The sequence below is a fragment of the Geofilum sp. OHC36d9 genome, from assembly GCF_052400685.1.
In the GTDB taxonomy this organism is placed as follows: Bacteria; Bacteroidota; Bacteroidia; order Bacteroidales; family Marinilabiliaceae; genus CAZHHH01.
In genome coordinates, this window is record NZ_JBQTGJ010000007.1 from 82,320 (window position 1) to 104,560 (window position 22,241).

Genomic DNA, 22,241 nt, shown 5'->3' on the forward strand with positions numbered 1-22,241 from the left:
GTTAAATTACAATCCATGGTGCTAAGGCCAGTGTGCCAAAAACCAATTTTAAAATAAACGTCAGTAGAATTAGTATGAGGATAAGTATTAAAAATCCTTTGAAAGCCGATTTAAAGATAAGTCCCAAACCCAGTAAAATGACTATAAGAGGTATTAGTCCGCCCGCAAAATGAAACGAGAATGGAAACGCTATACCGACGTGATGAAAACCCGGTAGCGGCGACCACGGCAAGTGTGCAAACACCAGTACAACTGCTACGATGGCAACTATTAACAAAACGTTACGATCGCGTTTGGTCATATTTTTGTTGGCGTTGGAAAGGCCGGTCTTTACTTTCTCGTATTCTTCTCTGAAGTTCTTTTCTATATTGGAAATATTGATACTCTCACCCCGCATCTGCATTTTTTGTGTGGTGGTAATGGCGGCGGGGATGGCTATCCATAATACAATATAAATAGGTATGATAACACCAAAGCTCAAAAACGGCAGTACCGCAAAGGCGATACGCACCCACACGGGGTCGGTGTTGAAGTAAGCGGCAATGCCTGAACAAACACCGCCCAGTACTTTATGATCGATGTCGCGATGTAGTTTTTTTGTGCCTTTGGTCTCGGTCGCGCTTTCATCTTTTGGCGGAGTGGTATTTTCATTTTCCGAAGCTTCTGCCGTGAAGTCTTCGGGTTGTCCCATTATGGTAATGACTTCGGTTACCATTTGTTTGGTTATTACGCCACTTTTGGGGTTCACACGTTCGGAAAACAGTTCGCTCAGGCGCGTTTCGATGTCCGAAATGATTTCTTGTCCTCCCTTTTTCGATTCAAACCATTTCTCCAGTTTTTTTTGGTAATCGTGAAGAAGGGTATAGGCATCTTCATCAATAAAAAATGCCGTTGATGCTATGTTAATGGTTATAACTGTGTTCATGGTTTTCGGTTTTGATTAATTTGTTGTACAGCGGTTATCAGTTGTTGCCACGATTGGTCGAGTTCGGATAAAAAATCACGTCCTTTTTCAGTGATGGCGTAATACTTACGCGGCGGGCCCTGGGTTGACTCTTCCCAGCGATAGCTTAGTAGTCCATCGTTTTTAAGGCGCGTCAGCAATGGGTAAAGCGTTCCTTCCATGACTATCATCTCTGCTTCTTTTAATGTTTTTATGATGTCTGACGTATAAGCATCTTCACCCGACAGGACCGACAAGATGCAATACTCCAGGACGCCCTTGCGCATTTGTGCTTTTACATTTTCTATTTTCATTTTGAAGGTTTTAAAGATCTATCCCAAACACAGAATTGGGTTATGCAAATATATGGTATTTATTTAGTACTGTGCAATACATAGTACCATTTATTTTTAAATTAATGCTGTTATTTTTTTATTGTGTGTTAATTTCTAGTGTATTAGGCTTGCTTTTATTTTTGTTGGTGTGGAGAAAGTTGTCGTGCTTTAGGATTAAGATGAGTGTCAGATAGGGTGATTATGGCAAAAATGCAGTAGCGCATCTTTGCCCGGCTACAGACTGTATTTTACCATTAATCAACCTTTGTGAGTGCGTTGCCAATAAGTTAAAAATAAAACATTTGTTTGTTTCCTGAAAAAACTTTTTTTTTGAATAAAAAAATAGAGTGACTGAAAGATTCAAAGTTGAGCTACTTGATCATAGCGTTTCTCGATAAACTTGATGAAAAATTCCGTGACAAAGTGATTTATTTAAGTTTCCCACTTCTTTACCTCCCGAATAATAAGGATTGTTAAACACAATAATTCGAGTTAAACAATCATGTAAATACAATTAAATCAGATTTATATAACTCTAGAAAAAACAAACTTTTAAATAGATAATCAATACTGTAATATTTAGATTGCTTAACATTTATCAATAAATTTGTTCAAAAAAAAGATTGATTATGAAACAACTAACACCATTCTTTCAATTTTTTGCCATTTTTGTGGTACTCATTTTTCTGGTTGAATATTTGTTTTCCTATGGCTTTCATAAAATTAGTCGGGCACTATTATGGGAGAATTTTGTCTCGATATTACCAGGTATACTTGTGGTATTTTTTGTTTTCTTTATCAGGGAAATAAAACGAAAATAGGCATTGGGCCAAAATGACTGGATTAACTATTATTATGGCATAGAATCAGTAATCCACTCTTTGAGTCATTTCAGATTTTGAATCTTTTTTTTCAACTGGCAGATTGCTGCATGGTTGATATCTTCAGTCTACGACAAACAAAACAACGCCTGTTCATAGCAAGGTCCCTTTTCAAAAAACAGAGATCCTGTAACTTGATGAAACTACTTCTTACCTGATCCCGAATCAGAAAGTTATGTACAAAAGACCATCGATCAATTGAAATCGGAAGGCAAAACCATCATTGTTATTGCTCACAGATTAAGTACAGTCATGGAGGCCGATAAAATCGTGGTGCTCGAAAATGGCCAATTAATCGAAGAGGGAACCCCCTTTGATTTATATGAGAAACAGGGGAAATATTTTCAGATGTGGCAAAAACAAATGCCGCCCGTTTTATCTGAATTTTAATTTTTCCGTGCTTTTTTTGTGCACGAAGCAGGACTACTTTAGCACTATGATCAGAAAGATTCAACATGCCGGCTAACAGAATGTTTCTGAGATTGGGAGATGTTCAACGCCCGGAAAAGGTTGAGGCATTAAAATTTTAAAACCATGGAAAATTTGGATAATTTAGATGTACCGGAATTGTGTACAATGGAAATGAAGGAAATTGATGGTGGTATTGAAGATGTGTTGTTTTGGGCGGGACTGGCACTATCTTTAGTACCAGGTGGCGTTCTTGCCGGCCAATTATTTGCTGGCGTCAGTTATGGGATAAGTCATAGTGGAGCGACTTCTCCAAATAATTTTGCAAAATATCATTAAAAAAAACAAAAAATAAATATGAAAAATTTTATTCTTTAGATCAAAAGAATTCTCTTATTATTAAAAATAGTATCCCAAACCATTTAAATGAAAATCGGCTTTCAAAAGAAAGCCTGAAAGTAAAATATGGATTTAGCCAAGATGATTTTTTATTACTATATGTTGGAAGATTAGATATTGAAAAAGGGATTGATTTACTTTTTAGTATTTTTGAAAAATTAGAACCTTTACATAAACAAATACATCTTGTAATAATAGGGAATGGAGATTATGTCCCTCCTGAAATGTCATTAAAAAATATTCATTTATTCGGATATTTAAGTAGTGAAGAAATAATGAATGTTTATCAAATTGCAGATATAGGAATTATAACCTCAAAAGATGAAGAATGTAGTTTTGTCTGTATTGAAATGTTAAGATTTGGATTACCTATTATATCATTAGCTAACGCCGGCCAATCGGAAATTCTTGATACTGGATTGTATTCAGAATATCTGGTTAGATACAAACCTCATAATTATTCAGACAGTCATGTAATAGAAGAGTTTATCCTTAAAGTAAATAAATTGATTGACTCTTCTGATACTAGGAGAAGCTTAGGCAATGAATCTCTACGGATTTACAACAATTCATTAAGTTTTAATAAGTTTTTCCAAAACTATCATAATCTGATTTGTTCAGTTGTCATGTAATATTAGCGCCTTATTGTGATATGCCCCTATGATAAAATTTTTAATTTAGGTAAAAAATACTGTCAGGAATGAAAACATGTTTTATTATATCTATTACTGTGTTTGCTTTAGTTTCTTGCAATTACACTCATGAAACAGATAGCCCATTAGTTGGTGAGTGGTCGTTTGTTGAAGGTTTTTCCAATGGCAAACCAAATTTTGTTAATGAAGAATATAGAACTAAAGTTTTTAATTCAGATGGGACGTTTTATATCTCTAATAGTGAGAATGCCCATGAAAATATAGATATTAAAGGAAAGTTTGAGACAATTGATGATACCCGTTTTAAAGAAATATTGGATTCATCAACATCTGTCATTTATGCGTATGAGATTAAAAATGACACATTAACATTTGAAGGAGAAATAAAAATTCCAATGAAAAATGGAAATCATAGATATGTATTAGTCAAAGAAAAGTGGGTAAGGAGATGATGGAGGATGTAGCTAACCCGGTAAAGAAGTAAGACAGGAATTGATATCATTTATTTGGTTAAAATTTTCATGATACAGGATACTCAAAAAAAATCAACAGAAACTATGGAGGAATCATTGAAAACAGGATTCTTTATAGATAAAAATGATCTCAATGAACAAAGTTTTTCAGTGTTAAAAAGAAGACTTAGGCATAAAATGTTAAGCTACTTTCTGCCAGTGTTAGCTGGCTTCACAGCGCTATTCTTATTAAAAGAAAAAAACAACTATGATTATGTCCTATTTTTTCTTATTTTAATTTATAGTACCATTCTGTATTATTTAATCTATAAAAATAATCTGTTAAAATTGAAACTATATTTTTTTTCAAAGGATAAAAGATAGCATTAGGAGGTTTTTGGGAGAATTTTGTCTCGATATTACCAGGCATACTTGTGGTATTTTTTGTTTTCTTTATCAGGGAAATAAAACGAAAATAGGCATTGGGACTAAATGATCGGATCAACTATTATTATGGCATAGAATCAGTAATCCACTCTTTGAGTCATTTCAGATTTTGAATCTTTTTTTTCAACTGGCAGATTGCTGCATGGTTGATATCTTCAGTCTACGACAAACAAAACAACGCCTGTTCATAGCAAGGTCTTTTTTCAAAAAACAGAGATCCTGTAACTTGATGAAACTACTTCTTACCTGATCCCGAATCAGAAAGATTCAAGATGCCGGCTAACAGAATGTTTCTGAGATTGGGAAGTGGTCAACGCCCGGGAAAGGTTGAGGAATTAAAAGATTAGAAATTATGAAAAATTTAAATGAATTTGATGTTCAGGAAATGGATGCAAAAGAAATGAATCTTGTTGATGGTGGGATGATGTTGTTTAAGATTAACTGGAACCTAGTAGGAAAATGGGGCTTAGCAGGAGCGGGTGTTGGAGGCGCTGCCGGAGCCGCTGCTTACGTTGCATATGCATAATTTATCACATTAAAATATCTTAAAATGATTGAAGAATTAACTATTTCGGAAGCCACTGAAACCAATGGAGGTATTATTGCAACAGCTGCCGTATGTCTGTTAGCTTTTGTTGGCGGTGCAGCTCTTGGAGGAGCCGTAGGAGCAGGTGTCTGTTATGTAGTACGCAAAGTAGTTGAGTAGGGATATAAGAAAGAAGATTACTCTAACTTTTGTTGGAGTAATCTTCTTATTGTTTTTGTGAAAAGAAATAAGCCAAGTGGAGTCTTCGGTTTCATTAATTTTTAGAATGTTATAATTTTATGAAAAAAAAAGAAAATACAGCTGCGGATTTAAAAACTATCGGATTTCAGTTATTAGGGTTCTTATTGGGAGTTCCCTTTGGCGTTGGTGTTGTTGTTCTATTGATATATATTATTCGTGTTATGGTAAGTGACTAACCCTTAACTATTTTTTATTTTGATTTATTATTGACATTATTGTTATCTGTTTCAACTTTATATAGTAATATTTTATGAGAGAAATCGACAAAAAATTATTTATGGATGCCTTATATTATGGCGTAATATTTGGAAGTTTTGTTGCACTTGTAGCTTTTATATTGGATGCTTTCGTTCTTTAAACATAAAAGAAAAGTATTCCTAACTTATCAGCCTATCCCTCAAAAATGAGTTTTATAAAATCCTAAGCTCTAATGTTTGTGTGGTAACTCTTCGGTCTACCACGCTATTGTTTTGACGGTAAGTATTCGGTGTATATTTCGGTTTGATTGTGCCAATTATTTATTGGAGTCATAGTCGCTGGCACTCTTGCCTACATGGCTATTGGAGCTACTGTCTGTTGGAATATGGCAATAGATAATAGAGAATAAAATTAGAGAGAGATTTTACTTAACATGTAGTAGAATCTCTTTTTTATAGCTAGGTCATTGAATAAAATATGTCGGGGCTTTGAGTTTTTTGAATACTTTTTATAATTGATTTTCTATGAAAAAAACACATGTTTTGTCAGTAATAGGATTGTTGCTAACAACTATCGGGATGCTAAGTCAACTTTTATTAGAGGAACTATTTTTTGCTTATGTCTTATTGGGAGTAGGGTTGCTATTTTGTGGGCTAGCCATTTATTTGGAGGTGAAAAAACGTTTCAATTAAGGATTGAGTTGAAAACCGAGAACCCAAAACGAGAAATAGCTTAAATAAAAATAATTGTGTAGCCTTAAGTAGGACTTGAGTGCATTTCTCATGAATGCACTCAAGTGTTTAGTAGGAGCACATCCTTCTTCCTGGATTTTAGGCTTAATGTTATTAAATAATAGTTCGTTAAACTTTTGCAGATGCTTGGTAGAGAGCTGGTTCCAGAACAAAATACATTTACTTTAACTATTTGACAATAAACACTCTGCATGATTGCGCATCTGCGTCTAAGCTTTTTTTAATGAACTATTGATTAAATCAACTTAGTCACTATTTTTGCTGTTATATGTTACAAAAAGCCGAACGCTATTATCAACAGGAATTAATTAGTCTCAGTAAAAAGTTAGAAAAATATAATTCTATTTCTTTAAGAATTGGGATTACAAGGTTGGTGCTATTCATTTCTATAATTTCAGGAATATGGATGTTTTTCTATAATACCCTTTGGGGGATAGTTGGATTATTTGGAGCCGTTATTTTTGTTTTTGTTGTTGTATTTGATTCAAAAATAAAAGAAAGGTCAGAAAAACTGAATGCCTGGAAAAGCATACTCGAAGATGAATTAAATGACGATGCGACTAAGAGAACTCTCTATGATGACGGGCAATCATACCTTGATAAGAACCATGAATATGCTAACGACATGGATTTATTTGGAAAGTCATCTGTCTTCCACTTTATCAATCGGTGTTATTCAAAATCTGGCTGTGCAGTCTTATCAAGCTGGCTGCTAAATCCCGCATCGCCTGAAGACATTATCGAGAGACAAGCTGCCATTGCCGAGCTTTCAAGAAAACAACTATTTCGAAAAGAGATGGGGATTAGCGGTGTTATGGGTAGAGACAATGATTTATCAGGAAATGAATCTCATTGGCTGGGGAATTATGCGATGCTTAAAAAGCTCGGAAAGTTAAAATTACTCTTGCTTCTTTTTTCAGGGGTAAATTTAACTTTACTGTCTTTGTCGATTGCCAATGTTATAATGGTACTTCCTTTTATAGGTTTTTTAACCTTTTCTTATTTTTATATTTATTCTTTTCAATGGCACAAAATAAAGTACAGCTATCACAATATCTCCAAAACCAATAGGGGTTTAAAATATTTCAGAAGCTTTATAGAACTAATTGAAAAGGAGTCATTTGACTCTCAACTGCTTTTGAGAATTCAAGCCGAATTAAAACTAAATCATGAAACCGGAATAAGAACCATTAAGTCGTTGCAAAATATAATTCAGTGGACTGATTTAAGATTGAATTTTTTCCATCAAATTTTTGTAAATTCTTTTTTTTACACGGATATCTGGCTCCTTTTCAGGATTGAAAAATGGAAGATTTTGCATGGAAAGCAGTTTTTGAGCTGGCAAAAGTCTATTGGGGAAATAGAAGCATTGCAAAGCTTGGCAGTCATCTACTTCAACCACCCCGAATGGTGTTTGCCTGAAATGAGTAAGGATTTTCATATTAAACTGGAAAATGTCGGTCACCCTCTTATCCCTGATTCTACACGAGTAAACAATTCATATGAGGTATCCCAAACAGGGGTGGTGGATGTCCTTACGGGCTCAAACATGTCCGGGAAAAGTACCTTCTTAAGAACTCTTGGGGTTAATATAATTTTAGCTCTTGCAGGAGCACCGGTGTGTGCAGACAAGATGCTTATTTCTCCTTTAAAATTAATGACTTGCATGCGAATTCAGGATGACTTGCATGATAAAACATCTACTTTTTATGCTGAAATTAAACGGTTAAAAAGAATCATGATTGAAAATGAAAAAGAATCGCAATCGTTTTTCCTTCTTGACGAACCTCTACGTGGAACGAACAGCAATGATAAAAGAGCTGGGAGCCTGGCTATCATGAAAAATATTATTATGCAAAAATCAAATGCTGTTATTGCTACTCACGATGTTGCTATTGCTGATTTACCCCAACAATTTGATGAGAATATTAGGAAGTTTTATTTTGATATTAAAGTAAATAACGGGCTTATGTTTTTTGATTACAAGCTCCAGAAAGGCCTTTGTAAATCATCTAACGCATCTCTGCTTTTAAAAGAGATTGGGGTAGATATTTCAAATGTAAATGTTTTTTAAGTTTCAAATGATTTCTTTGCAATTCATAATGAAAATCCACGTTTTTATTCTTTTGCTTTTCTTCATTATTTTTCCCCTTTCAGCCCAAACCTTAAAAGGCAAGGTCATTGATGCACAAACCTCAAAATTTTTATCTTTCGTTAATATTGGCATAAAAGGTACCCGCCTATGGTACAATTCCTTGAATTTAAATTTTATATTTCAAACACTTAGTTTATGGACAGACTCTAATTAAAACGGATCTTGCAAAATTAAAATAGTGAGACCCTTTACCTAAATTCAACAAATTGGACTTTTTAGTTGCAAACTAACGATGTCTTTGTTCCAGAAACCCAAAAACAGGCTGTTCTTTTAATTTAGTTGTTGTTTATGCAATATGGTTTATCCGTGTAAAAGATGTATTTTCGTAGCCACTATAAATAACAGGGTGTTATGGATTCTACAAGACAAAAAAAGATAGGGCGTCTCCTTCAAAAAGAGATGGGCGAAATATTTCAGCGGGAAGTACGCGATGTGGTTAAAGGTACGATGGTCAGTGTGACGGTGGCTCGTGTAGCCTCTGATATGGGCGTTGCTAAGATTTTTTTAAGCATCTTCCCGACCGAACACAAGGATGAGGTGTTTAAAAATATTAAACAGCACAGTTCACAGCTTCGTTTTTTATTGGGAAAACGTGTGGGTAAGCAGCTGAGAGTGATTCCTGAGTTGCAGTTTTTTATTGACGACAGCCTGGATTATGCCGAACGTATTGATGATTTATTAAAAGATTAGAGCCGAAGAATATGCAATATGACCCTATAAAAAAATCGTTGGGAGTAGTTTTTAACAGCACACCGTGGCTGAGAGTCCTTTTTTATCGTTTGCTTGATCTGCTGCTTTTGCGGTCGTGGTACATACGTCGTGAACTGCGGGCCTGGCGAAAAAGAGTTCCTGATAATGCCTCTATTCTGGATGCCGGATCGGGCTTTGGTCAGTATGTATGGCGTTTGGCAAGTATGGGCAGGCTGTTTCGTATTTTGGGTGTGGATGTGAAACCTGAACAGATTGAAGACTGTAACAATTTTTTTAGCCGGATGAACCTGTCCGATCGTGTTTCTTTTCGGGAGGCGGATCTGACGACTTTTGATGTGAATGATGTTTACGATTTGGTGTTGTCGGTGGATGTCATGGAGCATATTGTTGAAGATGAAAAAGTCCTGACTAATTTGTGCCGTTCGCTGCACACGGGTGGTATGTTGCTTATTTCAACGCCTTCAGATCAGGGTGGTTCCGATACCGATCACCATCATAGCAGCGAGGGCATTTCGGGCTTTATTGATGAACATGTGCGCGATGGATATAACATTAACGACATCAGAGAGAAGTTGTTACATGCCGGTTTTTCAACCGTTGAGGCGCGTTACACCTACGGTACTCCGGGAAGCATCGCCTGGCGATTGTCCATGAAATATCCCATTGTGATGCTTAACGCCAGTAAACTCTTTTTTTTGGTATTGCCTTTTTATTACATTATAGCTTATCCGGTTGCCTATATTCTGAATCACTTTGATGTGCTGGGGAACCATGCTAAAGGAACGGGTCTTTTGGTAAAAGCCATCAAATAGTGCTTGCAGGAAAAAGTTCTACTTCAGCGTTGTGCTTGTCTTCAAAATCAAGGCGTTTACCTTTCGAAAATGACTGTTCTTATGACTAGCGTAACGAAGCAGTTGACTTTATAGACAAACACTAAATAGAAGTTTTTTTAGCCGACGCTGTCTGGTTTTAATTTAGTCTTTGAACGTTATAAAATTATCCGATCACAAAAAAACTTTTTTACCAGTGAAATTAGCCGTCAAAATAGCCATTCGTTATTTGTTTGCGAAGAAGAGCCAGAATATCATCAATATTATTTCGTGGATTTCGGTGACGGGCGTGTTGGTTGGTTCGTTGGGATTGCTGGTGGTATTATCGGTTTTTAATGGTTTACATGGTCTGATAGGAACACTATACAGTTCTTTTGATCCGGATCTGAAAATAACGCCGGTCACCGGTAAAGTGATTCGCATCGACTCATTGGATTACACAAAACTGGTGTCGCTGGAAGGTGTTGAAACGGTGATGCAAGTGGTGGAAGACCCGGTCTTGTTCCGATTTGGAAAGCGTCAGGTGCCTGGTCTTGTTATGGGTGTCGACTCTTTGTTTCATCAGGTTTCCGCCATCGATTCTATTATTATTGATGGTCGGTTTCGTCTGCAACATGGCGATATGTACGAAGGAGTGGTTGGGTTTGCTTTGGCCGATCAGTTGGCTTTGCGTCTTAATTTTGTGACGCCGTTGGTGATATATGCTCCACGCCGAACCGGTCAGATTAATCCCATGCGTCCCGATCAGGCTTTTCGGTCGGCTTATTTGCAGCCTTCAGGGGTCTTTATGGTGAATCAGATGGATTACGACGCCTCGCTGGTCATTACTCACATCAATAAAGTGCGCGAGCTGTTGGATTATGAACCCTCCGAAGCGTCGTGGCTGGGACTGAAAGTAGCAAAAGGTGCAGAACCGGGTGAGGTCCGGAAATCGGTTCAGAAATTGCTCGGCAATAACTACAGGGTGTTAAACCGGGAAGAGCAACACGCAACTTTTTTCAGAATGATGAAAGTTGAGAAATTGATGGCTTATCTTATTCTTTCTTTTATTTTGCTGATTGCCATTTTTAATGTGATTGGCACGCTTACCATGCTGATCTTCGAAAAAAAATCGAGTATCTCAACGCTTCGTAGCATGGGCGCCAACCGGCTTCTCATCAATCGTATTTTTTTGTTTGAGGGGTGGCTAATTTCTCTGGCCGGCTTATTTGGCGGTTTGCTGCTTGGAAGCCTGCTGATTTGGGCGCAACAAACGTTTGGTATTGTCCGTTTTGGCGGGGATGGTAATTTTGTGGTTGATGCTTATCCGGTGGCCCTTCGTGCAGCCGACGTGGTATTGGTTTTTGTAACGGTGTCTCTTACCGGTTTAGTGGCGGCCTGGTATCCTGTTCGCGTCATTGTGCGTCGTTACTATGGGGAGTTGCATCAGTAAATCCGGCGTATTCTTTTTTAATATCATCCAGAATTGTTTCAATTTCTTCCAGACTATCACTGCGCAGCATGGTTATCTTTGTTTGTCTGAAATGTGGCAGGTTTTTGAAAGTGACAGCCAGATGACGTCGTGTGTGTAATATACCTCCCCGTTCGCCAATATTCGCAACGTTGGTTCTCAGATACTGACGCATCATTTCTACATGTTCGTCAATGGTGGGAGGTGGTAATAATTCTCCCGTGTTTAGATAATGACGTATTTCGCGAAAGATCCATGGACGACCAATGGCGCCGCGGCCAATCATTATGCCGTCAACGCCATAACGGTTGAAGTATTCGCGGGCCTTTTGTGGTGTTGTGATGTCGCCGTTTCCAATGATCGGAATATGCATGCGGGGATTGTTTTTCACCTGTCCGATGAGCGTCCAGTCGGCTTCACCGCTGTATAGCTGAGCCCGTGTACGGCCGTGAATGGTTAGTGCCTGTACGCCCGCATCCTGAAGCTGCTCGGCGATGTCTTCTATAACTCGTGAATCCTGATCCCACCCCAAACGCGTCTTTACCGTTACCGGTTTTTTCACGGCATTTACCACTGCCCGTGTTATTTCAAGCATCAGCGGGATATTCTTTAAGAGGCCGGAACCGGCGCCTTTGGTGGCAATTTTTTTTACCGGGCAACCAAAATTGAGATCGATAATATCGGGATTGTATTGTTCTGCAATTTGAGCCGCATCGGCCAACGCCTGCGGGTCTTTCCCATACAACTGAATGCCAATGGGACGTTCGTCCTCTAAAAGGGTGAGCTTGCGTTTGGTTTTTTCCACATCGCGAACCAGCGCATCCGACGATACAAATTCGGTGTACATCAGGTCGGCGCCATGTGATTTGCAGATGCTTCTGAACATGTGGTCGCTTACATCTTCCATAGGAGCCAACAAAAGAGGCTCTTTCGGCAGTTCAATATTCCCTATCTTCACGCGGTCTTTTCTTTATGATGGTTTATTGGTGCGCAAAGATACATATTTGCCAGATATATGAGAATGTAAGTTTGTTACCCTTTATGCTGCTTTCTGTTCTGAAGGGTTCGTTTCATTGGCTGATGGCTTCTCATCTGACTTAACAACTTTGACGATTCAAGTTTTTGTTCCGTAAAGAAGCGTCAACTTGTTAATTATTGAAATGTTTTCACTTCAAAAATCGGTTTTAATTTGGTTTTTTCGTATTATTCACTTTTAATTCGAATGTAAGAATCTGTTTTGAATGATGATCAGAAACCCTAATTTGCCTTGTCATTATCTTTATTCTCGCTATGGCGGTTTAATGGTGGTTTTGCTTTTCGTTTTTTTTTCATCGTGCCGGCTGGGGAATAGTCGGTTGGTAAATATTAAAACGTCTAAAGATGTAAGCCTTTCAACCGACTCCGTCGTTGTTGCGCAATTAATTGCCCGATCCGATGAGTTTGTAAGAAGCAACCCGGAGCTCACCGATCAGTTTGATGGCTTTCTACGTGAAGCGCTGGATATTGCAGTGCGACGCAACATGGTTGAGCAGGAAGTCGAGATTTATAATAAAGTAGGGAAGCGTTACCGTAATCGCTCTGATTATGGCGACGCTTTAAAATATCATCATAAAGCGCTCGATTTAGCCCAGAGTATTGCAAACGATCGATTGTTAGCCCATGTCTATAATCAGATTGGTGTTGTTTACCGGCGTACCGACGACAATGCCATGGCGCTCGATATGCACTTCAAGGCCTTAAAACTATCGGAACAACTGAAGGATACCTTTAATACAAGCGTGGCAATCAACAGTATTGGTAATGTTAATTTCAATTTGGGTCGTTATCATACAGCCGTTGAATATTTTTTACGATCGTTGGAGTTGTCGAGGGAAATGGATAATACGCTCGGGTTGGCTATCAACGAAAATAATATTGGTGAGTGTCTGCTCAAGATGGGGCGGCCCGATTCGGCGCTCACATACTATAATCGTTCGTTGAAGTATAACCTTCAGATAGGGAGCCAAAATGGAGAGTCTATCTGCTATAACAGCATTGGCTCGGCTTATATGGCCAAAGGCAATTTAACAAAAGCTTTAGGCTATCTGTTACGTTCATTGCAAATTAACGAGGGCCTGAACGACCTGATGCAGGTGGCTATTAGTCAGTCGAAAGTTGGGCAGGTTTATTTTTTGATGGGCGATTATGACGAAGCGTACAAATATTTTAAGTCTTCTTACGATCTGGCAGTTCAAATAGGCTCTCGTTTTCAGGCTGAAGAGAGTGCCCGGCAGTTATCGCATTTTTATGAAAAGCGAGGACGGTTTTATATGGCCATGGATTATTATCGTGTCGCTACGGCTTATAAAGACAGCATCCTGAACGAAAAAAATATGTATCACCTCACAACTGTTGAAGTGATGCTGGAAGCAGAAAAGCAACGTGAACGAATTTCTGAGCTCAATCAGGAAACGCTGTCGCAACAATATACCTTGTCGCGCCAACGATGGATCATTATAATTTTTGGAATTTTAGCTGTTGTGACCTTATTGGTGACCTTGCTTTTGGTTAATCAGCATCGTTTGCGCAACCGTTATCAGGATCTTCGCAATCAGCATAAATTATTGCGTTCGCAGATGAATCCGCACTTTATTTTTAACGCGCTAAGTGCAATTCAGGTGTATGTGCTTGAGCATGATGTTGATAAGTCGACGAAGTTCCTGACTGATTTTGCCAAGTTAATGCGTCTGGTATTGAAGCTCTCGCATCAGGATTATATTACATTAAGAGATGAAACGGAAATACTAAAATATTATCTGGAGCTTCAACAGCTTCGGTTTAACATCCCGTTTATCTATAATATTGAGGTGGATCAGCGTATGGAGTTGTCGGAGGTGGTGGTGCCGCCAATGATAACCCAGCCCTTTGTCGAAAATGCTGTTGAGCATGGTATTAAAACACTGCAAGGTGAAGGTCGTATTAATATCCGTTTTATCAAGGACGGTGAACAGGTGGTGGTGGAAGTGGAAGATAACGGAATTGGTATTACGGCCAGCAAGCAGCAAAAGAATGAGAAAGGTCATGAATCGATGGCCATTAAGATAACAAAAGAACGGCTGGAAGTGATTCATAATGATTCGGGGGGAAGGGTAAATCTGGAAATTATAGATAAAAAGAAGATGAATCCTTTCGATCGGGGTACGATTGTGAAAATAGAGTTCCCGGAAGTTAGGGTTAATATTCCTGTAAAAAGCAAACATCTTACTGTATTAAAGAGCAAGTGATGATAGATCAGATTAAGGTTATGGTGGTCGAAGATGATTTGTTTGCGGCCCGTACTGTTGAACTTATTATGTTGCGCCATTTTCCGGAATTGAAGCTTGTCGGGAGGTGTGCTTATGTTAAAGAAGCTGTTGGGAAAATTATTGATATTAAGCCTGATTTACTAATCCTTGACATTGAGTTGGCCGATGGTTCGGCTTTTGACCTGTTACAAGCTCTTCCGACCGTCAATTTTAAAGTGTTGTTTATGTCATCGCACCACAGTCTGCTGATGGAAGCAGTGAGATTTGCGGCCGTCGATTATATTCAGAAACCGCTGGCCGAAGATGATTTTGTGATGGTGTTGGATAAAATTATTGATTCGTTTTCAGATGGCAGTTATTCGCGGCAACTTGAAGTGTTATTTGAAAACGTGGCGCAACAGGAGCCTCAGAATCAACAGATTTTTGTGAAAACTGTGGGTGAGGAGATTATTAAAGTGCCGGTTAATAGTCTTGAATACGGCGAAGCGTTGAGTCAGGGTGCCTGTCTGAACTGTTCTTCCGGTAAGAAAATTATTGCTTTCCGACCGCTGCGTCGGTTTGAGAATATGTTAATCGCATATTCTTTTTCGCGTTGTCATTCCCGGTTTTTGGTTAATCTTCAAAAGGTGAAATTTTTGGATGAAGAGAAACAGGAACTGGTCATGCTTTCGGGTTCCCGGATTCCTTTTGACGGCTGGCGTGCGCAAAGACTGATGCGACAGATATCTGATCTTAGAAAGAAACAGCCGGAATGATATTATCAAATCCGGCTGATTTTCTGTCTTGAATGAAACCTTTAAAAAGGTTTAAATCCAATAATTTCACGCACTTCCCGAATGGTTTTTGTCGCGCTTTCGTGCGCTTTCTCTTTTCCCATATTGACCACTTTACGTAAGTAATCAGCGTCGGAAGCTATAGCTTCAATTTTTTCACGGATGGGATTTGTAAAAGCGACAATATCTTCGGCAATTTGCTTTTTTAAGTCCCCGTAACGAATGTTGCAATTGGCGTATTGTTCTTTAAAGTAATCAATGGTATCGGGTTGGCTTACAGCCGTCATGAGGGTGAATAAATTGGCGATTGGCTCCGATAATGGCGCATTTTGTTCGGTTGGACCTGCGTCGGTCACTGCTTTCATTACTTTTTTGCGGATCTCTTTGGGGCTGTCAGCCAAATAAATACCGTTGCCATCTGATTTTCCCATTTTTCCGGAGCCATCCAATCCGGGTATTTTTATTAAAGCTTCGCCATTGTTAAAGGGTTCCGGAATTGTGAAATACTCATGGTTATACATGTGGTTGAACCGGGTCGCAAATTTTCGGGTCATCTCCAGATTTTGCTCCTGATCTTTACCTACAGGAACTTTATGTGCCTTATGAATGATAATGTCTGATGCCATTAACACCGGATAGGTCAGTAAACCGGCATTGACATTGTTAGGGTTACTGCGCACTTTTTCTTTAAATGACGTGGTGCGTTGAAGTTCGCCCACATAAGCATTCATATTCAGCAACAGTGTTAATTCGGCCACTTCTGGCAGGTCGCTCTGAATATAAATGGTGGCTTTTTCGGGGTCGAGACCGGCTGCCAGATATTCCACCAATACCTGACGCACATTTCCGTGTAAATCGGCGGGCGTTGGGTGGGTAGTCAGGGAGTGGTAATCGGCAATGAAAAAGTAACAGTTGTAATCTTCCTGCATTTTCAGAAAGTTTTTAACCGCGCCAAAATAATTTCCCAAATGAAGATTGCCCGTAGGGCGTATTCCACTAACAACTGTTTCCATAATATTATTTGATTACTAAGCAGAAAGAGGTTGAAACTTTGAGGGTTTTCTCTTTATGTAAAAAGTTTGTTTATGTTGTTGATTTCGATGGTCAAAAATAGTCAACAAATCGTTAAATTCCGAAGGATGCGGCCATTAAAACTTTACGATGATGCCGTTGGGCAGTAGTTGAATGTTTTTGTTGTGGGTGAAGAGCCAGCCACTGATGAGTCCGATACAGCTACCTGTGGCCACATCCGACAGCCAGTGTTTATTTTGATATACCCGGCCAAAGGCTACTGAAAGCGGAACCAGATAGAGCCATCGTGAGTAATTCTCGGCAAAGGGTGTAAATACAGCAAAGGCCAGTGAGGCGTGCCCCGATGGCATGGATTTAAAGGTGTCGTCGCTACCGGGGAAGGGTTGAAATGTGAAGGCATCGTGGTTGGTAAACGGACGTGCTCTGCCGGTCAGGTTTTTGAATCCTTCGGTGGCGATAGCTGCTACCGTGAGTGATTGAAACGACTGCCAGGCCGTGGCCTGTAATTTGGAGTCTTTCAGAATCCACCGACCTGCGCTGTAGGCAGCCAGAACTGAAGGCACCACATACCATTTGTCGCCGCCATAGTCGGTGAGGTGACTAACATTTTTCAGAAAATCAGACGATGGCTCCTTGCTGAGATTTTCATCCAACAGGAATGAGACGCCGATGGTACCTATCATTGTCGGAACCATCCATCGTGGGATCGGTTTCTCAGTCATCGAAAATACTGAAAGGCTATCGGCGGGTAAGGCATTTATCCGGAAACTTATGACTGCTATAAGGAGTATGGTTTCGAGACTTCGTTTCATGCGCATCGTAAAAAAGAATCCCGCAAATACCGTAAGAAAAACAGATGTTTAATCTGCGGATGCTTATGGTAGCTGCGGGAAATGCATTTGTTTGGTTTTGACTTTAAAGTAAAGTCATTGTTTGAGATATTTGTTTTATTTTACCAGACCTGCTTTTATCATGTATTCGGCTATTTGGACCGCATTAAGGGCTGCTCCTTTTTTTATCTGGTCTGAAACGGTCCAGAATGAGAGCCCATTTGGATTGCTCAAATCACCGCGCACACGCCCCACAAAGACTTCGTCGCGACCAGCCAGAAATAATGGCATTGGATATTCTTTTTCTGCAGGATTATCCATTAAAACGATGCCTTCTGCATTGCGGAAAGCTTCTTTGGCCGCTGCTACTGACACCGGGCGTTCTGTTTCAACCCAGGTCGCTTCAGAATGGGCGCGCATAATGGGCACACGAACGCAGGTGGCACTGACTTGTATATCCGAACCCATTATTTTACGGGTTTCGTTGTACATTTTCATCTCTTCCTTGGTGTAACCATTATCGGTAAAGACATCAACCTGTGGTATCAGGTTCATGGCCAGTTGGTATTGAAATTTATTGGCGGTAGTTGTTTCGTTATTGGCAACTTGTTTTACCTGCGTGGCCAGTTCATCCATGCCGCTGGCGCCGGCACCACTGGCAGCCTGATAGGTGGAAACGTGTACTTTGGTTATATGCGATAATTTCTCAATGGCTTTCAGGGCAACCACCATTTGGATTGTGGTGCAGTTGGGGTTGGCTATGATATTGCGCGGTGTGTCTGAACAGGCTTTTGCATTGACTTCGGGAACGATAAGGGGAACACTTGGGTCCATTCTGAAAGCACTGGAATTGTCAATCATGACAGCACCATGTTTGGTGATCGTGTCTGCAAACTCTTTGGATGTAGAAGCACCGGCAGATGTGAGAGCAATGTCAATATCTTTAAAGTCATCGTTGTGTTTCAATTCTTTAACGGTGAGTGTTTTTCCTTTAAAGGTGTATGTTTTACCTGCACTTCTCGATGAGCCGAATAAAACGAGCTCATCCATAGGGAAGTTTCTTTCATCCAAAACGCGAAGGAATTCCTGTCCTACCGCACCACTGACGCCAACAATTGCTACTCTCATTTCCTGCTTTGCAATTAAAGTTTTACAATACGAAAAAAAAATGATAAATTAAATGTCCTAAAACTTGATATTTGTCACTTTTGAAAGAACAAAAATAGGCATTTAATTGTAAATCAAAACGCCATGCGTCCCTTTTTTATCCTAACCTTACTATTCTTGTCTGTAAACATTTCAGCGCAGTTTGCCGATGATTTTTCGGATGGCAATTTTTCTCAGGATCCTGTATGGGAGGGTTGTCCTGATTTGTTTGTTGTTGATATGTTGGAAGCTGCGCTTCAGCTGAATGCGCCGGCTGAGGCAGGTCAGGCCTGGCTATTTACGCCTTCCAAGGCCATGGATGATGCCGTATGGCAGTTCTCTTTTAGGATGGATTTCAACCCTTCTTCTGCCAATTTTGCTCAGGTCTTTTTGGCGTCGGATGCAATTATTCCTTCAGAGGTTAAAATGGGATTGTATCTGGTGCTGGGTACTTCGGCTGATAATATTTCGTTGTGGGAATTAAGAAACGGGATTAAAAAGGAATTAATTACGGGTCAGGAAGGTCGCCTTGACAGCAGTAAGCCCGAGGGGCGCGTAAGGGTTAAGCGTGATAAGAGCGGTATCATCGTGCTAGAGGCCGATGTTGGTGACGGCTGGGTAGAGGAAGGGCGTGTTGTTAATCACGAGGGGTATGCGGCAAGCTGGACCGGCGTTGATTGCCATTATACGGCTACGCGTAGTACCTTGTTTTGGTTTGATGATTTTGTGGTGACAGGTTCGGCTTATCGCGATACAGTGCCGCCGGTGGTCCAGCATTTTGAAGTGCGTAATCAATATCTTCTTCGGCTTTCATTTTCGGAACCTTTATCCGGGTTGCTTTATGAGCCGGGTCATTTTTTGATTCAGCCGGGTTCTTTGTTGCCTGACATTGTTACGACAGACAATGAGTCCGGACTAATGCTGTTGTATCGTCACGGCATCGCTATCGGGAACGACTGTCGGTTGGAGGTTTCAGGAGTTTCTGATGTCGACGGAAATCAGTTGAACGATACGGTGTTGTATTACCAGTATGTGCCTGCTCAGATGACCGATTGGCGTGTGACTTCATCGCGTTTGTTAACGTTGTGTTTTTCTCATTCTATATCTGATTTTTTGACACAATCGGCACGTTGGGCTACCAATGGGCCTGACATCAAATCGGTTCAGGATCTCGGCGATGGCTGTTATCAATTATTGCTTTCGTCTGATTATCCCAGGGGTGAATCGCTTCAATTACTCTTCGACAGTTTGGTGGCAACCAATGGGGATACAATTTCCGGCGGACCTTATGATTTTTGGTATTATCCTGCTCAGCGAAATGATTTGGTTATTTCGGAGATGATGACTGATCCTGATCCGGTTGTTAAATTGCCCAATTCTGAATTTATAGAGTTGTTTAATCGCTGTGATTATCCTGTTTATCTGAAAAATTATCAGTTGATTATTGGTGATCGAACGGCGACGTTGACCGACGGCGTGATTTTTCCTGGCGATTATTTATTGTTGATACCTGCTTCAAAGGAAGGGGTTTGGGATAGCACTTCTTCTTTTCTTCCGGTTGCCAATTGGCCGGCACTTGCCAATAGTGAAGGAGTGGTGTTTCTTAAAAATAATGAGGGGACTATTGTGACTTCGTTAAAGTATAGCAAAGAGATGGGAGCAGAAGGTTTTAAGCAGGGGGGCGGTTGGTCTATGGAAATGATGGATGTGGATAATTTGTCGGGCGACTTTGATAACTGGGGCTGGTCAGGCGATTTGAGAGGTGGAACACCGGGTGCGGCGAACTCTTTGCTGTCGTTTTTTCCTGATTTGAAACCTCCGGCTTTTTTGGGATGGTATTGGGCCAATGATTCATCGGTGGTGCTTGAGTTTTCGGAACCGGTGACCTCCGGATTTTTAAGCCCGGTTGAGAAGCTATCGTTGAGCCCGTCGTTGGTTGTTGATGAAGCCGGGATTGATTCTGCTTTTTTATCGTCTGCAATACTTTCATTTGCTGATGAGTGGCCTGACAATGAGCAGTTTTATCTCGAACTTTCCGAATCGCCGTGTGACCTGGCCGGCAATGAAATGGTTTTACCCGATACAATTCGGCTGGCTCGTCCTGTGGTTGCAGCTCCCTTCGATTTTGTTATTAATGAATTGTTGTTTGATCCGACGTCTGATATGGTCGATTTTGTTGAGCTTTATAATAGGGGAGATAGGGTTCTTGATTTGTCAGAACTTTTTATTGCAAGAGATAATATTGAGGGCATACCAGAAGAATTAGTGCCGTTGACCGATGAGGTGCGGGCATTTTTCCCGGGCGAATACCTGGTATTTACGTCTGACAGGGAGGTGTTGCTTGAGAAGTATGATATTGCTGATCCTTGGTGCGTATTTTCTGTTACAGGGTTTCCTAATTTTGTGAATGGAGAGGGTATTGTATTTATTACTGATAGGTCGGGCCAAACATTAGATCGGTTTAATTATAGTGAAAATCTTCATTTTGCGCTGCTTTCCTCTACCAAAGGGGTGTCGTTGGAGCGTGTCGATGTAAACGGTTCGAGCAATAGTGTCGTGAACTGGCATTCGGCTGCTGCTGATGTGAATTATGCGACACCTACGCTTCGTAACTCGCAGGCGGTGGACGGGGCATCGGAGACTTCGGCTACGTTTGTTTTAGAGCCCGATGTTTTTACACCCAACCTCGATGGGGTTGATGATTTGTTATTTATTCGATATCACTTCCCGGAAGCCGGTTATTCTTGTTTTATTGATATTTTTAACCGTAATGGAATCCCGGTTCGCCGGCTGGTTAACAATCAATTGGCTGGTACCAGTGGTTTTTTTGCATGGGACGGTACCGATGACGAGAATGCGCTTTGTAAAAGTGGTATCTATATCATCCTGATAAAGTGGTTTAATTTAAAAGGTGAAGTAAAAGAAGAAAAGCAAGTTGTTGTTTTAGGGGTGGGACGATAGTTAAATCGTCGCCACCAGTTCTGCAATTATCTTGGTCATTTTTGGTTCGGCAGCGGCAGCTACTTGCTGTACTTCTTCGTGCGAGATTTCGACAATATGACCGGGAACGCCAGAGTCTGTAATGATTGACACCCCAAAGCAGGTCATGTTCATGTGACGGGCCACGATAACTTCCGGAACGGTTGACATGCCTACCGTGTCGCCACCTATGATGCGAAAGTATTTGTATTCGGCAGGTGTTTCAAAGGTTGGCCCTGCTGTGCCCACATATACGCCTTGTTTCAATTCAATGGATTCTTTTTTGGCTATGTCGAGAGCTTTGGCAATGAGTTCGTGGCTGTATGGCTCACTCATATCGGGGAAGCGAGTGCCCAGTTCGTTCATGTTCTTCCCGATAAGTGGGTTGGTGCCAAACATATTCATGTGATCGTTGATAATCATTATATCGCCGACTTTGTAGTCCGGGTTGAGACCGCCGCTGGCATTGGATACAATAAGAGTTTCAATGCCCATTAGCTTCATCACTCTGACGGGAAAGGTGACTTCCTGCATGGTATAGCCTTCGTAAAAGTGAAAACGGCCCTGCATGGCCATCACCGGTTTCCCTTTGATGGTGCCAAATATTAACTGTCCCTGATGTCCTTCGACGGTTGAAACCGGGAAATTCGGAATTTGATGATATGGAATGGTTTTTTCGATCGTTATCTCTTTAACCAGACCTCCCAAACCTGTGCCCAATATAATTCCTGTTTTGGGTTGCAATGGTTGTGTTTTTTTTAAGAAATCGGCTGTTTCTTTAATGCGTTCTATCATA

General features: G+C 40.2%; 22 protein-coding genes. 15 read left to right on the plus strand and 7 right to left on the minus strand.

Annotated elements, in window-relative coordinates; translation table 11 throughout:
- Position 1 precedes the first annotated feature (1 nt).
- Entirely contained in the window at positions 2-925 is a 924-nt protein-coding gene (locus ACT3CD_RS09260; protein WP_444645055.1) for a PspC domain-containing protein, read from the minus strand.
- On the minus strand, positions 922-1,257 hold the full coding sequence (locus ACT3CD_RS09265) for a PadR family transcriptional regulator (RefSeq protein ID WP_444645057.1): 336 nt from the start codon (positions 1,255-1,257) through the stop codon (positions 922-924). The genes ACT3CD_RS09260 and ACT3CD_RS09265 overlap by 4 nt, the downstream gene beginning before the upstream one ends.
- 650 nt (positions 1,258-1,907) lie before the next feature.
- On the opposite strand from ACT3CD_RS09265, the gene ACT3CD_RS09270 reads away from it, so the two are divergent.
- From ACT3CD_RS09270 to ACT3CD_RS09325, 12 genes are all read left to right on the plus strand, one after another.
- On the plus strand, positions 1,908-2,099 hold the full coding sequence (locus ACT3CD_RS09270; protein WP_444645059.1) for a hypothetical protein: 192 nt from the start codon (positions 1,908-1,910) through the stop codon (positions 2,097-2,099).
- A gap of 258 nt (positions 2,100-2,357) precedes the next feature.
- Positions 2,358-2,549: a hypothetical protein gene (locus ACT3CD_RS09275; protein ID WP_444645061.1), complete on the plus strand. Its 192-nt coding sequence runs from the start codon at positions 2,358-2,360 to the stop codon at positions 2,547-2,549.
- A 144-nt stretch (positions 2,550-2,693) separates the two neighbouring features.
- On the plus strand, positions 2,694-2,906 hold the full coding sequence (locus tag ACT3CD_RS09280) for a hypothetical protein (RefSeq protein WP_444645063.1): 213 nt from the start codon (positions 2,694-2,696) through the stop codon (positions 2,904-2,906).
- Between the two features lie 113 nt (positions 2,907-3,019).
- Positions 3,020-3,598, plus strand: a complete 579-nt coding sequence (locus tag ACT3CD_RS09285) for a glycosyltransferase (RefSeq protein WP_444645202.1) — start codon at positions 3,020-3,022, stop codon at positions 3,596-3,598.
- A gap of 68 nt (positions 3,599-3,666) precedes the next feature.
- Positions 3,667-4,071, plus strand: coding sequence for a hypothetical protein (locus ACT3CD_RS09290; RefSeq protein WP_444645065.1), 405 nt, complete (start codon positions 3,667-3,669; stop codon positions 4,069-4,071).
- A 799-nt stretch (positions 4,072-4,870) separates the two neighbouring features.
- A complete protein-coding gene (locus ACT3CD_RS09295; protein WP_444645067.1) occupies positions 4,871-5,044 on the plus strand; it encodes a hypothetical protein in 174 nt (57 codons plus the stop codon).
- A 24-nt stretch (positions 5,045-5,068) separates the two neighbouring features.
- A complete protein-coding gene (locus tag ACT3CD_RS09300) occupies positions 5,069-5,224 on the plus strand; it encodes a hypothetical protein (protein ID WP_444645068.1) in 156 nt (51 codons plus the stop codon).
- A gap of 119 nt (positions 5,225-5,343) precedes the next feature.
- Positions 5,344-5,481: a hypothetical protein gene (locus ACT3CD_RS09305; RefSeq protein WP_444645070.1), complete on the plus strand. Its 138-nt coding sequence runs from the start codon at positions 5,344-5,346 to the stop codon at positions 5,479-5,481.
- Positions 5,482-6,523: 1,042 nt separating this feature from the next.
- Entirely contained in the window at positions 6,524-8,329 is a 1,806-nt protein-coding gene (locus ACT3CD_RS09310; RefSeq protein WP_444645072.1) for a MutS-related protein, read from the plus strand.
- A gap of 432 nt (positions 8,330-8,761) precedes the next feature.
- Entirely contained in the window at positions 8,762-9,100 is a 339-nt protein-coding gene (rbfA, locus tag ACT3CD_RS09315) for a 30S ribosome-binding factor RbfA (protein ID WP_444645074.1), read from the plus strand.
- 11 nt (positions 9,101-9,111) lie between these two features.
- Positions 9,112-9,933 (plus strand): class I SAM-dependent methyltransferase, encoded by an 822-nt coding sequence (locus tag ACT3CD_RS09320; protein WP_444645076.1) that lies wholly within the window; start codon positions 9,112-9,114, stop codon positions 9,931-9,933.
- A gap of 214 nt (positions 9,934-10,147) precedes the next feature.
- Positions 10,148-11,383, plus strand: coding sequence for an ABC transporter permease (locus tag ACT3CD_RS09325; protein WP_444645078.1), 1,236 nt, complete (start codon positions 10,148-10,150; stop codon positions 11,381-11,383).
- Here the strand turns inward: ACT3CD_RS09325 and dusB are convergent.
- Positions 11,346-12,359, minus strand: a complete 1,014-nt coding sequence (gene dusB / locus ACT3CD_RS09330; RefSeq protein ID WP_444645080.1) for a tRNA dihydrouridine synthase DusB — start codon at positions 12,357-12,359, stop codon at positions 11,346-11,348. The two genes, ACT3CD_RS09325 and dusB, sit on opposite strands and share 38 nt — an antisense overlap.
- A gap of 283 nt (positions 12,360-12,642) precedes the next feature.
- On the opposite strand from dusB, the gene ACT3CD_RS09335 reads away from it, so the two are divergent.
- Positions 12,643-14,664 (plus strand): tetratricopeptide repeat-containing sensor histidine kinase, encoded by a 2,022-nt coding sequence (locus tag ACT3CD_RS09335; protein WP_444645082.1) that lies wholly within the window; start codon positions 12,643-12,645, stop codon positions 14,662-14,664.
- On the plus strand, positions 14,664-15,440 hold the full coding sequence (locus tag ACT3CD_RS09340; RefSeq protein ID WP_444645085.1) for a LytR/AlgR family response regulator transcription factor: 777 nt from the start codon (positions 14,664-14,666) through the stop codon (positions 15,438-15,440). Before ACT3CD_RS09335 ends, ACT3CD_RS09340 begins: the two co-directional genes overlap by 1 nt.
- A 41-nt stretch (positions 15,441-15,481) precedes the next feature.
- Here ACT3CD_RS09340 and trpS read toward each other — a convergent pair whose 3' ends face one another.
- The 3 genes from trpS to ACT3CD_RS09355 all read right to left on the minus strand — a co-directional run bounded on the left by trpS (position 15,482) and on the right by ACT3CD_RS09355 (position 18,448).
- Positions 15,482-16,471: a tryptophan--tRNA ligase gene (gene trpS, locus ACT3CD_RS09345; RefSeq protein ID WP_444645086.1), complete on the minus strand. Its 990-nt coding sequence runs from the start codon at positions 16,469-16,471 to the stop codon at positions 15,482-15,484.
- 135 nt (positions 16,472-16,606) lie between these two features.
- A complete protein-coding gene (locus ACT3CD_RS09350) occupies positions 16,607-17,302 on the minus strand; it encodes a phosphatase PAP2 family protein (RefSeq protein ID WP_444645088.1) in 696 nt (231 codons plus the stop codon).
- A gap of 135 nt (positions 17,303-17,437) precedes the next feature.
- Complete coding sequence (locus ACT3CD_RS09355; RefSeq protein WP_444645090.1) at positions 17,438-18,448, minus strand: aspartate-semialdehyde dehydrogenase; 1,011 nt, start codon at positions 18,446-18,448, stop codon at positions 17,438-17,440.
- A gap of 123 nt (positions 18,449-18,571) precedes the next feature.
- Here ACT3CD_RS09355 and ACT3CD_RS09360 point away from each other — a divergent pair, with 123 nt between their 5' ends.
- Positions 18,572-21,427 (plus strand): lamin tail domain-containing protein, encoded by a 2,856-nt coding sequence (locus ACT3CD_RS09360; RefSeq protein WP_444645092.1) that lies wholly within the window; start codon positions 18,572-18,574, stop codon positions 21,425-21,427.
- Here the strand turns inward: ACT3CD_RS09360 and ACT3CD_RS09365 are convergent, their stop codons facing one another.
- Positions 21,428-22,240 (minus strand): purine-nucleoside phosphorylase, encoded by an 813-nt coding sequence (locus ACT3CD_RS09365; RefSeq protein ID WP_444645094.1) that lies wholly within the window; start codon positions 22,238-22,240, stop codon positions 21,428-21,430.
- Between the last annotated feature and the right edge of the window lies 1 nt (position 22,241).